This is a genomic window from Streptomyces hiroshimensis (genome assembly GCF_014650335.1).
In the GTDB taxonomy this organism is placed as follows: domain Bacteria; phylum Actinomycetota; class Actinomycetes; order Streptomycetales; family Streptomycetaceae; genus Streptomyces; species Streptomyces hiroshimensis.
In genome coordinates this window covers 1-13,395 of record NZ_BMUT01000001.1, presented here as the reverse complement: position 1 = coordinate 13,395, position 13,395 = coordinate 1, and the positions used below count along the sequence as shown (strand labels likewise).

The following is a 13,395-nucleotide window of genomic DNA, read 5'->3' as shown; positions in this document are numbered from 1 at the left end:
CGGCGCCGTCAGGACCCGCCGTCCCCGCGGATCACCGCGAGCACCGCATCCAGTTCATCGGGCTTGACGAGGACGTCACGGGCCTTGGAGCCCTCGCTCGGGCCCACGATGCCCCGCGACTCCATCAGGTCCATGAGTCTGCCCGCCTTCGCGAATCCCACACGCAATTTGCGCTGCAGCATCGAGGTCGAGCCGAACTGGGTGGAGACGACCAGCTCCGCGGCCTGGCACAGCAGGTCCAGGTCGTCGCCGATGTCCTCGTCGATCTCCTTCTTCTTGGCGGTGCCCACGGTGACGTCGTCCCGGAAGACCGGCGCCATCTGGTCCTTGCAGTGCTGCACGACGGCCGCGACCTCGGCCTCCGTGACGAAGGCGCCCTGCATGCGGACCGGCTTGCCCGCTCCCATGGGCAGGAAGAGGCCGTCGCCCTTGCCGATCAGCTTCTCGGCGCCCGGCTGGTCGAGGATGACGCGGCTGTCGGCGAGCGAGGAGGTGGCGAAGGCGAGCCGGGAGGGCACGTTCGCCTTGATCAGGCCCGTGACCACGTCTACGGAGGGGCGCTGGGTGGCCAGTACGAGGTGGATGCCGGCGGCACGGGCGAGCTGGGTGATCCGCACGATCGAGTCCTCGACGTCCCGCGGGGCGACCATCATCAGGTCCGCCAGCTCGTCGACGATCACCAGCAGATAGGGGTACGGAGAGAGCTCGCGTCCGCTGCCCTCCGGAGGAGTGACCTTGCCCGCCCGGACGGCCGCGTTGAAGTCGTCGATGTGCCGGAAGCCGAACGCCGCCAGGTCGTCGTAGCGCAGGTCCATCTCGCGGACGACCCACTGCAGGGCCTCGGCCGCGCGCTTGGGGTTGGTGATGATCGGGGTGATCAGGTGCGGGATGCCCTCGTAGGCGGTCAGCTCCACGCGCTTGGGGTCGACGAGCACCATGCGGACCTCGTCGGGCGTGGCCCGCACCATCAGCGAGGTGATGAGGCAGTTGATGCACGAGGACTTGCCGGAGCCCGTGGCGCCGGCGACGAGGATGTGCGGCATCTTCGTCAGATTGGCCATCACATAGCCGCCCTCGACGTCCTTGCCGAGCGCGACGAGCATCGGGTGGTCGTCCCCGGCGGCGTCCGCCAGGCGCAGGACGTCGCCGAGGTTGACCATCTCCCGGTCGGTGTTGGGGATCTCGATGCCCACGGCGGACTTGCCGGGGATCGGGGAGATGATGCGCACGTCCGGGCTGGCGACGGCGTAGGCGATGTTCTTGGCGAGGGCGGTGATGCGCTCGACCTTGACGGCGGGGCCCAGCTCGACCTCGTAGCGCGTGACCGTCGGGCCGCGGGTGAAGCCGGTGACGGCGGCGTCGACCTTGAACTCGGAGAAGACGGTGGTCAGTGCGGCCACTATGGCGTCGTTCGCGGCGCTGCGCGCCTTGCCCGGCCCGCCCCGCTCCAGCAGGTCGAGCGTGGGCAGCGAGTAGGTGATGTCCCCGGAGAGCTGGAGCTGCTCGGCCCGCGCGGGCAGGCCGGGCGCCGCGTCGGGGGCGGGCGCGGGCTTGGTGAGGTCCGGCACGCCCTGAGTGAGGTCGGGGACGCCCTGGGTGCGGTCCGACGCGGCGCCCGGCCCCCGGCCGCGGCCCCGCGCGCCCGGCACGGCGCCCGGCTGCCCGTCGTCCTGCGCGATGCCGCTGCTGAGTCCGGCGACGAGCGGGGTGGGCGGCACGCCGTGCAGCACGGCCCCGTCGAGCGAGGCGGCGGCAGCGGCCGCCATGTCGACGGCGTCGGGCTCGCGGCCCGCGGGGGGCTCCACGGGCTGCCCGGCGGGGCGCCGCGGCTTGCGCCGCTTGTTCAGCGCCTCCTCCTCGGCCTGCTCCGGATCGACCGCCCCGGCGGCCCGTCGCGTCGCAGCGCGGCGGGGGCGCGCGGCGGGCGCCTCGCGCCAGTCCTCCGCGTACTCCGCGTAGCCGTCGGCGTCCTCCGCCTCGTACTCGCCGGGGAGCGGCTCGATCAGGCCGAGCCGGATCCCCAGCTGCCGCAGGCGGCGCGGAATGGCGTTGACCGGAGTGGCGGTGACGACCAGCAGCCCGAAGACGGTGAGCAGCACCAGCAGCGGCACGGCGAGGACCTCGCCGACCGTGAAGACCAGGGGCTTGGACGCGGCCCAGCCGATCAGGCCGCCCGCGTCCTGCAGGGCCTGCGAGCCGTCGCCGCGGCCGGGCGACCCGCAGGCCACGTGGACCTGCCCGAGGACGCCGACGACCAGCGCGGACAGGCCGATGACGATCCGTCCGTTGGCCTCGGGGCGCTCGGGGTGGCGGAAGAGCCGGATCGCGATGATGCCGAGGAGTATCGGCACGACGAGGTCGAGCCGGCCGAAGGCGCCGGTGACGAGCATGGTCACCAGATCGCCGACGGGGCCCTCCAGGCTGGACCAGGTGCCCGCGGCCACGATGAGGGCCAGGCCCAGGAGCAGCAGCGCCACGCCGTCCTTGCGGTGGGCCGGATCCAGGCCCCGTGCGCCGCGGCCGACGCCGCGGAACAGCGCGCCCACGCCGTGGGCCACGCCCCGCCCCACGCGGCGGACGCCGCCGGGAGGAGCGGGCGCACGCTTGGGTGCCCGCTTGGCCGCGGCCTTCTTGGCGGGTGCCTTGCGGGGCGGCGCCTTCTTGGCGGGCGCCCTGCCCGCGGGCCTGGGCGCCGCCTTCTTCGCGGCGCCTCCGGAGCGCCCGGCACGCTGCTTCGAGGTGCCCGCCGCGCTCTGGGAACCCTTGCCGGACGTACGTGAGGCCATGGAGCCGAGATTACCGCTGCCGGGCGCGAGGGACACCCGCGCCCCGGCGTTCACCCGTTCGTGTCGTGGCCCGTTGTTTTCAAGGGTGACACGGTGTCAAAGAGGCGACCTGACTCAGAGTCGGCACCCTTGGAGCCGGCAGCCTCCGGAGTCAGCACCCTCGGAGTCGGCACGGAGTCAGCTGGGAGCGGGCAGCGGGCTCGCCCCGCTGCCGGCCCCGGGCTCCAGGGCATCCAGCGCACGCCGCAGACCGGTGAGTTTGCGCTCCAGGTGGGCGGCGGTGGCCACGGCCGCGGCATCGGCGGACTCGTCGAGCTGCTTGGTGAGCGCCTCGGCCTGCTCCTCGACGGCGGCGAGCCGTGCGGACAGCTCGGCGAGCAGCCCCGCGGGCTCCTGGGCCGCGGCCGCACCCGTACGCCCGGACTGGCCGTTCTCCAGCTGCAGCCGCAACAGGGCCGCCTGCTCGCGCAGCTGGCAGTTCTTCATGTACAGCTCGACGAAGACCGAGACCTTGGCGCGCAGCACCCACGGGTCGAAGGGCTTGGAGATGTAGTCCACCGCACCCGCCGCGTAGCCGCGGAAGGTGTGGTGCGGGCCGTGGTTGATGGCGGTGAGGAAGATGATGGGGATGTCCCGCGTCCGCTCCCGCCGCTTGATGTGCGCCGCGGTCTCGAAACCGTCCATGCCAGGCATCTGGACGTCCAGCAGGATCACTGCGAAATCGTCCGTCAGCAGCGCCTTGAGCGCTTCCTCCCCTGACGATGCCCGTACCAGTGTCTGATCGAGCGCCGAGAGGATGGCCTCCAGCGCCAGCAGATTTTCCGGCCGGTCATCGACCAGGAGGATCTTGGCCTTCTGCACCATGGCCCGTCCTCCTCGCCCCGGCAGTGCACCGGGCGCCGCCCCAGGGGACGACTCCCTTGCGCCGCCCGTCCTTGTGCCGGTCATGGTAGCCGCACCCCGCCGGTCGCCACACCCTGTCACCGCGATGTCACTGTGCACGTAGCAGAAACGTAGTGGGGGACCAGAAGGTTCCCCGAATCCCCGGTCCCCACACGTCCTCGGGCACACTCGGTCAGCAGCATGCCGCGCGGGCCGGGCGGCCCGCGCGGCTCCTGTTCACTCGGCGCGCATCCACTGCTCCATCACCGTGAGCAGATGATCGGTGTCGACGGGCTTGGTGACGTAGTCCGACGCACCGGCGTCGATGCTCTTCTCCCGGTCGCCCTTCATCGCCTTCGCGGTGAGCGCGATGATGGGCAGGCCCGCGAACTGCGGCATCCTGCGGATGGCGGCCGTCGTGGCATAGCCGTCCATCTCCGGCATCATGATGTCCATCAGGACCACCACGACGTCGTCGTGCTGCTCCAGGACCTCGATCCCCTCGCGGCCGTTCTCCGCGTAGAGCACCGAGAGCCCGTGCTGCTCCAGGACGCTCGTGAGGGCGAACACGTTGCGGATGTCGTCGTCGACGATCAGCACCTTCTCGCCGTGGAAGCCCCCGCCGAAGCCGGACCCGAAGTCCTTGGCCGTCGGTTGCTCTGCGTCACCGTGGGGCTCGGTCGGCCACGGCTCGCCCTGGGGGGCGGCCGGCGGCTGGGCCCCGTGCACGGCCGGGGCGGGCCACTGCCCGGCGGCCTGAGCCGCCCGCTGCCGCCGCAGGAGGAGACCGGCCGCCCCGCGCGCGGGGGCATCCGCCGCGATGCCCGGCAGGCCCGCCTCGACCGCCGTGACGTCCTCGACCCCGCCCCCGTGCTCCACGCCGGGCTCGGGCCGGCTGCCCGGCGCGAGCTGCGGGTAGCCCTGGGGCGGCAGTTCACCGGCGTTGAGCGGCAGGTAGAGGGTGAAGGTGGAGCCGCGGCCCGGCTCGCTCGCGGCGTGGATCTCACCGCCGAGCAGCCGGGCGATCTCCCGGCTGATCGAGAGCCCGAGGCCGGTGCCGCCGTACTTGCGGCTGGTCGTCCCGTCGGCCTGCTTGAACGCCTCGAAGATGACCCGCATCTTGCTGGCGGCGATGCCGATGCCGGTGTCGGTGACCGAGAAGGCGATCACCTCGCCGTCCGGGTCGCGCAGCGAGCCCGCTTCCAGGAGCTGCTCGCGGATGGTGTCCGGGACGTCCCCGCCGGCCGGGCGGATGACCAGCTCCACCGCGCCGGTGTCGGTGAACTTGACCGCGTTCGACAGCAGGTTGCGCAGCACCTGCAGCAGCCGCTGCTCGTCGGTGTGCAGCGTGGCCGGCAGCTCGGGCGAGACCCGTACGGAGAAGTCGAGGCCCTTCTCCGCCGTCAGCGGCCGGAACGTGGCCTCCACATAGTCCACGAGCTGGACGAGCGCGATACGGGTCGGGCTGACGTCCATCTTGCCCGCTTCGACCTTGGACAGGTCCAGGATGTCGTTGATCAGCTGCAGCAGGTCCGAGCCCGCGCCGTGGATGGTCTCGGCGAACTCCACCTGCTTGGGCGAGAGGTTGCCGTCCGCGTTGTCGGCGAGCAGCTTCGCCAGGATGAGCAGCGAGTTGAGCGGCGTGCGCAGCTCGTGCGACATGTTGGCGAGGAACTCGGACTTGTAGCGCATGGAGACCGCCAGCTGCTCGGCACGCTCCTCCAGCACCTGCCGGGCCTCCTCGATCTCGGTGTTCTTCACCTCGATGTCGCGGTTCTGCCGCGCCAGCCGCTCGGACTTCTCCTCCAGCTCGGCGTTGGAGATCTCCAGCGCCTTCTGCCGGTTCTCCAACTCGGCCGACCGCTCGCGCAGTTGCTCGGTCAGCTCCTGCGACTGCTTGAGCAGCATCTCCGTCTTGGTGTTGACGCTGATGGTGTTGACGCTGGTGCCGATCATCTCGGCGATCTGGTTGAGGAAGTCCTTCTGGATCTGCGCGAACGGCTGGAACGAGGCCAGCTCGATCACGCCGAGCACCTGGCCCTCGAAGAGCACCGGCAGCACGATAACGTGCGCGGGCGGCGCCTCGCCCAGGCCGGAGGCGATCTTCAGATAGCCCGGCGGAACGTTCTCCACCAGGATCGTCCGCTTCTCCTTCGCGGCGGTGCCGATCAGCGTCTCGCCCGGCCGGAAGGAGGTGGGCATGGAGCCCATCGAGTAGCCGTACGAGCCGAGCATCCGCAGCTCGTAGGCGTCCCGGCTCTCCTCCGCGCCCTGACCGCCCGGCGAGCCCGTCGGCATGGCCAGGAAGAACGCGCCGTGCTGCGCGGAGACCACCGGCGTCAGCTCGCTCATGATCAGCCCGGCGACGTCGTCCAGGTCCCGGCGGCCCTGCAGGAGGCCGGAGATCCGGGCGACGTTGCCCTTGAGCCAGTCCTGCTCCTTGTTGGCCAGGGTGGTCTCGCGGAGGTTGGCGATCATCGTGTTGATGTTGTCCTGGAGCTCCAGGATCTCGCCGGCCGCATCCACGTCGATCTTGAGGTTGAGGTCGCCGCGGGTCACCGCGGTGGCGACCTCGGCGATGGCCCGCACCTGACGGGTCAGGTTCCCGGCCATCTCGTTGACCGACTCGGTCAGGTCGCGCCAGGTGCCGTCCACGTCGCGCACCCGCGCCTGGCCGCCCAGCTGGCCTTCCGTACCCACCTCGCGGGCCACGCGCGTGACCTGCTCGGCGAAGGACGACAGCTGGTCGACCATCGTGTTGATAGTGGTCTTCAGCTGGAGGATCTCGCCGCGCGCATCGATGTCGATCTTCTTGGTGAGATCGCCGCCGGCGATGGCCGTGGTGACCATCGCGATGTTGCGGACCTGGCCCGTCAGGTTGGAGGCCATGGCGTTCACGGACTCCGTGAGGTCCTTCCAGGTGCCGCTGACGCCCGGCACGCGCGCCTGGCCGCCCAGGATGCCGTCCGTGCCCACCTCGCGCGCCACGCGCGTGACCTCGTCCGCGAAGGACGACAGCGTCGTCACCATGGTGTTGACGGTGTCGGCCAGCTGCGCGACCTCGCCGCGCGCCTCGACCGTCACCTTCTTGGTCAGGTCGCCGTTGGCGACCGCCGCCGCGACCTGCGAGATGTTCCGCACCTGGCTGGTGAGGTTGTTGGCCATCAGGTTGACGTTGTCGCTGAGGTCCTTCCAGATGCCGGTGACGTCCCGCACCCGCGCCTGACCGCCCAGCTGCCCCTCCGTGCCCACCTCGCGGGCCACCCGCGTCACCTGCTCCGCGAAGTCCGAGAGCTGGTCCACCATCGTGTTCACGGTGGTGACCAGTTCGAGGATCTCGCCCTTCGCATCGACGGTGATCTTCTTCGACAGGTCGCCCTTGGCGACCGCCGTCGTCACCTCGGCGATGTTGCGCACCTGCGACGTCAGGTTGTTGGCCATGAAGTTGACCGACTGCGTCAGGTCCTTCCACGTGCCGGACACGCCCTGCACCTCGGCCTGACCGCCCAGGATGCCCTCGGTGCCGACCTCGCGGGCCACGCGCGTGACCTGCTCGGCGAAGGACGACAGCTGGTCCACCATCGTGTTGAGGGTGTTCTTCAGCTCCAGGATCTCGCCCCGGGCGTCCACGTCGATCTTCTGCGACAGGTCACCGCGCGCGACCGCCGTCGCGACCTGCGCGATGTTGCGCACCTGAGCCGTCAGGTTGCCCGCCATGCCGTTGACCGAGTCGGTGAGGTCGCGCCACACGCCGGCCACGCCCGGCACCTGCGCCTGGCCGCCCAGCCTGCCGTCCGTACCCACTTCGCGGGCGACCCTGGTCACCTGTTCGGCGAAGGCGGAGAGCTGGTCGACCATCGTGTTGATGGTGTTCTTCAGCTCCAGGATCTCCCCGCGCGCGTCCACGTCGATCTTCTGGGAGAGGTCGCCGCGCGCGACCGCCGTCGTCACCTGCGCGATCTGCCGCACCTGGGAGGTGAGGTTGCCCGCCATGAAGTTGACCGAGTCGGTCAGCTCCTTCCAGGTGCCGCCGACGCCGTCCACCCGGGCCTGACCGCCCAGACGGCCCTCCGTGCCCACGTCCCGCGCCATGCGTGTGAGCTGGTCGGCGAACGACGACAGCTGGTCGACCATCGTGTTCACGGTGTTCTTCAGCTGCAGCATCTCGCCGGAGACGTCGACCGTCACCTTCTGCGAGAGGTCGCCGTTGGCGACCGCCGTGGTCACCTGGGCGATGTTGCGCACCTGCCCCGTGAGGTTACGGAAGGCGGTGTTCACCGAGTCGGTGAGGTCCTTCCACGTCCCCGCCGCACCGGGCACCGCGGCCTGGCCGCCGAGCTCGCCCTCGACACCGATCTCCCGCGCCACGCGCGTGACTTCGGCACCGAACGAGGACAGCTGGTCGACCATCGTGTTGACCGTGTTCTTGAGCTCCAGCATCTCGCCGGAGACATCGACGGTCACCTTCTGGCCCAGATCGCCGTTGGCCACGGCCGTGGTCACCTGGGCGATGTCCCGCACCTGCGTCGTGACGTTACGGAAGGCGGTGTTCACCGAGTCGGTGAGGTCCTTCCACGTGCCCGCCGCACCGGGCACCTGGGCCTGGCCGCCGAGCCGGCCCTCCGCGCCGACCTCGCTGGCCACCCGCGTCACCTCGTCGGCGAAGGTGCGCAGCGTCTCCGTCATCTGGTTGATCGTCTCGGCCAGCTGGGCGATCTCGCCCCGCGCGCTGACCGTCACCTTCTGCGACAGATCGCCGTTGGCGACCGCCGTCGTCACCTGCGCGATGCCCCGCACCTGCGCCGTCAGGTTCCCGGCCATCAGGTTGACCGAGTCCGTCAGGTCCTTCCAGACGCCCGCGACACCGGGCACCTGCGCCTGGCCCCCCAGCTCGCCCTCCGTGCCCACCTCGCGGGCCACGCGCGTGACCTCGGAGGCGAAGGAGGACAGCTGGTCCACCATCGTGTTGACGGTGTTCTTCAGCTCCAGCATCTCGCCGGCCACGTGCACCGTGACCTTGCGGGAGAGGTCGCCCTTGGCGACCGCCGTCGTCACGAGAGCGATGTCACGCACCTGAGCGGTGAGGCGCGACGCCATCGTGTTGACGGAATCCGTGAGATCCTTCCACGAACCCGACATTCCGCGCACCCGGGCCTGGCCGCCCAGCTTGCCCTCGGTACCGACCTCGCTCGCCACCCGCGTCACCTCGTCGGTGAACGCCGACAGCTGATCCACGAGGCCGTTGACCGTACGCCCCACCTTGAGGAACTCGCCCCGCAGCGGGTGCGCCGACCCGTCCGCCCCTTGCGAGCGCAGGTCCATCCGCTGCTCCAGGTCGCCCTCGGCCACCGCCGACAGCACCCGTCCCACCTCGGACACCGGCCGCACCAGGTCGTCCACCAGGGCGTTCGACGCATCGATCGCGGCCGCCCAGGCGCCCTCGCAGGCCCCGACCTCCAGCCGCTCCGTGAGCTTTCCCTCACGGCCCACGACCCTGCGGACCCTGGCCAGCTCCCCGGTCAGCTGCAGATTGCGGTCCGCGACCTCGTTGAAGACCGCGGCGATCTCGGCCATCACCCCGTCGCCGGAGACCGTCAGCCGCTTCCGGAAGTTCCCGTCGCGCATGGCGGACAGCGCCGTGAGCAGCCTGGTCAAGGCCGCCGTATCGACTTCCGTCGTCCCATTGGCCCGGGACCGTCCGCCCTTCGCGCGCGTGCTCACGCCCCGCGCCTCCGCGCCAGACTCCACCGTGTCCCTCCCGCAGGGTCGATCATCCTCGTCGGGCTTCCACTTCAATCTTTCCCAGTGTTTCACCCCGGCCCGGCCAGGCCATAACAGTTCGGCAGCATCGCACACGGTCCGCGGGCACTCCCAAGGTGGAATCCGTTCGCACCGGCCTCCGCCTGTGCGGTGAAGGTAAGTAACCTGGCATCCGGCCAGGGCAATGGAGGGGCGCTGCGACATGGGTGAGCAGATCGCCGAGACCTACACGAGGAGACCTGTGATCACCGCGCGGGCTGCCGCCACCTTCGAGCCGGTCGGACGCTCGGTCGCCTCCGCCCGTGCCTTCGTCCGGGACACTCTCCAGGGCTGGGGCCACCCCGACATCATCGACGACGCCGTCGTCCTGACCAGCGAGCTCGTCACCAACGCCGTCGTCCATGCCGGCACCGCCGCCGACGTCCTGTGCATGCGCACCGCCACCGGCGTGCGCGTCGAGGTCGCCGACCGCTATCCCGAGCGCGAGGTGCCCCTGCAGAGCTCCGCCCGCCGCATCGGCGGCGTCGACCGCGAGGGAGGGCGCGGGCTGCTGCTGTGCGCCGCCCTGGCCACCCGCTGGGGCGTGGAGTACACCCCCACCCACAAGCAGGTGTGGTTCCAGCTCGACCTGCCCGACCGCCCCGCAGGCACCCGCTCCGCAGGACCCGCCCTGCCCACGGAGTCCCTGCCGGTGGCCGATGCCCGCGTCCGCGTCGCCGTCGTCCAGCTCGACCGCACCGGCGGCATCACCGCATGGAACGACGACGCTGACTCCCTCTTCGGCTTCTCCGCCGATCAGGTCCTCGGCAAGCCGCTCACCGACTTCGCCGCCTGGCCGCACACCCCCGGCACCTCCACCGGCATCGCCGAGGCCCTGCGCCTGTCCCGCTGGGAGGGCTCCTACGGCATAAGGGGCGCCGACGGCCGCATCACGCCCGTCTACGCCTCCCACCTGCGCGTCCGCGACAACGAAGGCGCCCCCTCCACCGTCTGCCTGCTGGTGCGCGAGGAGGAACGCGCCGTCCTGCAGAGCCTGCAGCGCGCCCCCGCACCCGACAGCGGCGCCACCGACCGGGGCACCGTCACCGACCCCTTCGAGGTCTTCATCGGCTCCCCCGCCCCCGACGATCTCGACGGCCTCCTCCAGCGCACCGTCGAGCGCGCCCGCGACATGCTCGACGGCGACGCCGCCTACCTCCTGCTGGCCACCGACGACGAGACCGAACTGGAGGTGCGCGCCTCCACCGGCCTGCCCTCCGCCCGCCAGCGCTTCGCCCGCGTCCCCGTCGAGGCCGGCACCGGCCGCTACGGCTCCGCCCGGATGCCCGCCGTGCACGAGGACCTCGCCGTCATCCCCGGCGCCGTGCCCCTCCTCAACGACACCGGCATGCGCTCCGTCGTCACCGTCCCCCTCAAGGTCGAGGGCCGCCTCACCGGATCGCTGGGCGTCGCCGCAGAGGCCCCGGGCCGCTACAGCAACGAAGAGGCCCTCCGTCTGCAGTTCGCCGCCGACCGCATCGCCCTCGCCGTCGAGCGCGCCCGCCTCAACGAGCTCGAACGCCTGCGCCGCGGCTCCCTGTCCTTCCTCGTCGAGGCCTCCGACCTCCTCGCCGGCACCCTCGACCGCGACCAGACCCTCGCCCTCATGGCGCAGATGACGGTGCCCACCCTCGCCACCTGGTGCGCCGTCTATACCGTGGCCGACCCCGCATCCGAACCCGAGCTGTCCTACGTGCTGCACGAGGACGAGGACCGCATCGACGGCCTCAAGACCCTCCTCGGCCGGCTGGCCCCGCCGGACCCCGTCCCCACCCCCGGCGCCCGCATCTGGACCGCCCCCTCCGAGGCCGCCCACGCCGCCGCCCTCCGCGGCTCCCTGCGCACCCTCGGCATCGCCGAGAGCGACCGCCATGCGGCCGCGCCCAGCACCTCCCTCGCCACGGCAGCCGCCGTCGGCGGTGAGACGGTCGTCCTGCCGCTCGTCGCCCGCAACCGCGTCATCGGCATGCTCACCCTCGGCAAGCCCACCGACGACCACTTCCGCCAGGAGATCCTGGAGCTCGCCGAGGACCTCTCCCGCAGGGCAGCACTGGCGCTGGACAACGCCCGCCTCTACAGCGAGCGCACCGCCATCAGCCAGTCCCTCCAGCGCAGCCTCCTCCCGCCGGAGCTGCTGCACGTCCCCGGCGTCGAGGTCGACGTCATCTACCGCGCCGCGGGCGAGGGCAACGAGGTCGGCGGCGACTTCTACGACCTCTTCCCCATCCGCGACGGCGCCTACGGCTTCGCCATCGGCGACGTCTGCGGCACGGGGCCCGAGGCCGCCGCCGTCACCGGCCTCGCCCGCCACGCCCTGCGCCTGCTCGCCCGCGAGGGCTACGGCGGCCCGGCCGTCCTGGAGCGTCTCAACGCCGCCATCCTCGACGAGGGCGCACGCAGCCGCTTCCTGACGCTCCTGTACGGCGAGCTGTGGCCCCAGGAGGACGGCAGCGCGATCCTCAAGGTCGTCTGCGCGGGCCACCCCCTGCCGCTGCGCCTGCGCCAGGACGGCACCGTGGAGGCCGCGGCCGACCCGCAGCCGCTGCTGGGCGTCATGGAGGACCTGGAGCTGTACGAGCAGACGGTCACCCTCGATCCGGGCGACGTCCTCCTGTGCGTCACGGACGGCGTGACCGAGCGCCGCGAGGGCACGCGCATGCTCGGCGACGACGGCCTCACCGACCTGCTGACGACCTGTACGGGGCTGACGGCGGGGGCCGTGGCGGCGCGGGTGCTGCGGGCGGTCGAGCGCTTCGCCGCGGAGCCTGCGTCGGACGACATGGCGATTCTGGCGATGCGGGTGCCGGAACTGCCGTGAGGACGGTCGGAGCCGTGAGAACAGTCGGGGTGTGAATACGAAGAAGGCCCCCGCCAATTGGCGGGGGCCTTCTTTTATGGAGCCCCAAAACGGAATCGAACCGTTGACCTTCTCCTTACCATGGAGACGCTCTGCCGACTGAGCTATTGGGGCCGGCAACGAGATAAAGCATACCCCATGTTCGTACGCCCTTTTGACCACGTGGACGGGGCGCGCAGGAGGTCTACTCAGGCGGCCTCGGGAACCAGCCCGCCGAGCGCATTGCACACGGCCACGACGCGGTGCAGCTCCCGCTCGCCGGTGGCGGCGTCGACGGGAAGTGCCAGGCACTGATCGGCGGCCCGCTCGGTCTGTGCCAGCCACAAGTCCCGCCGGTAGGAGGGAAGTCGGTGCACGGGCGTCTGTACGGGCACGTGGCACCGTACGCCGCGGGACCGCAGCGCCCGGGCGAAGGCGTCCCGGTCCGGCCGGCCGTTGCCGGGGACGCGCACCACGTAGGAGCGGTAGCCGTGCTCAACGCCCGGGGTCACGGCGGGCGTCACGACGCCCCGCAGCCTGGCGTTCAGGTACGCGGCGTTCGCCCACCTCCGCCTGGTGCTCTCGTCCACGGGGGCCGGCGGTTCGCACTGCTCGTACTGCCCGTACTGCTCGTACTCGACTAGGAGCAGCCCGCGCCGGTCGGCGACGGCACGCAGGCCGGCCAGGTCGGCACGGCGGCCGAAGAGGTGAACGGGCATCACTGCGGCAGCGCGCAGGGTCAGCGTCGCGGCGACCGATTCCGGGTCCAGGCAGAGGCTTTCCGGGGCGATGTCCGCGAACACGGGCACGGCTCCGGCCCGGCGGACCGCCTCGGCAGCGTCCGCCATCGCGTACGACGGCACGACGACCTCGTCACCTGCACCGATTCCCGCTGCCGTGAGCGTCTCCACTGTCCCCATGCCTGGAGGGTTTCCAGGAGACGTGAACACGGCGTGACGCTCCGCAGTTCATCGCGGAAATAAAAAAGCTCCGGTAGCTGAACATGAGTTCAGCTACCGGAGCTTTTTCTAAAATTTGTTCGGCGGCGTCCTACTCTCCCACACGGTCCCCCATGCAGTACCATCGGCGCTG

The 13,395-nt window shown here is 71.2% G+C and carries 5 protein-coding genes and 1 tRNA gene; 1 reads left to right on the top strand and 5 read right to left on the bottom strand.

Annotated features, from left to right (window positions below):
- Nucleotides 1-8: 8 nt before the first annotated feature.
- The 3 genes from IE241_RS00030 to IE241_RS00020 form a co-directional block, all read right to left on the bottom strand.
- A complete protein-coding gene (locus IE241_RS00030; protein WP_190019463.1) occupies nucleotides 9-2,786 on the bottom strand; it encodes a DNA translocase FtsK in 2,778 nt (925 codons plus the stop codon).
- Between the two features lie 177 nt (nucleotides 2,787-2,963).
- Entirely contained in the window at nucleotides 2,964-3,650 is a 687-nt protein-coding gene (locus tag IE241_RS00025) for a response regulator (RefSeq protein ID WP_058047234.1), read from the bottom strand.
- A gap of 255 nt (nucleotides 3,651-3,905) precedes the next feature.
- The gene (locus IE241_RS00020; protein ID WP_190019462.1) at nucleotides 3,906-9,416 is read right to left on the bottom strand and encodes a HAMP domain-containing protein; all 5,511 of its coding nucleotides are present in this window, start codon (nucleotides 9,414-9,416) and stop codon (nucleotides 3,906-3,908) included.
- Nucleotides 9,417-9,630: 214 nt separating this feature from the next.
- Here IE241_RS00020 and IE241_RS00015 point away from each other — a divergent pair, with 214 nt between their 5' ends.
- Nucleotides 9,631-12,285 (top strand): SpoIIE family protein phosphatase, encoded by a 2,655-nt coding sequence (locus IE241_RS00015; protein WP_229898644.1) that lies wholly within the window; start codon nucleotides 9,631-9,633, stop codon nucleotides 12,283-12,285.
- A 77-nt stretch (nucleotides 12,286-12,362) separates the two neighbouring features.
- Here the strand turns inward: IE241_RS00015 and IE241_RS00010 are convergent.
- Both IE241_RS00010 and IE241_RS00005 read right to left on the bottom strand, forming a co-directional pair.
- Nucleotides 12,363-12,438: transfer RNA gene (locus IE241_RS00010), tRNA-Thr, on the bottom strand.
- A 74-nt stretch (nucleotides 12,439-12,512) separates the two neighbouring features.
- Nucleotides 12,513-13,223: a DegT/DnrJ/EryC1/StrS family aminotransferase gene (locus IE241_RS00005; RefSeq protein ID WP_190019461.1), complete on the bottom strand. Its 711-nt coding sequence runs from the start codon at nucleotides 13,221-13,223 to the stop codon at nucleotides 12,513-12,515.
- Nucleotides 13,224-13,395: the final 172 nt, after the last annotated feature.

Coding starts and splice junctions, on each gene's coding strand:
- IE241_RS00030 (WP_190019463.1), bottom strand. CDS start 2,786: ATGGCCTCACGTACGTCCGGCAAGGGTTCCCAGAGCGCGGCGGGCACC.
- IE241_RS00015 (WP_229898644.1), top strand. CDS start 9,631: ATGGGTGAGCAGATCGCCGAGACCTACACGAGGAGACCTGTGATCACC.
- IE241_RS00005 (WP_190019461.1), bottom strand. CDS start 13,223: ATGGGGACAGTGGAGACGCTCACGGCAGCGGGAATCGGTGCAGGTGAC.
- IE241_RS00025 (WP_058047234.1), bottom strand. CDS start 3,650: ATGGTGCAGAAGGCCAAGATCCTCCTGGTCGATGACCGGCCGGAAAAT.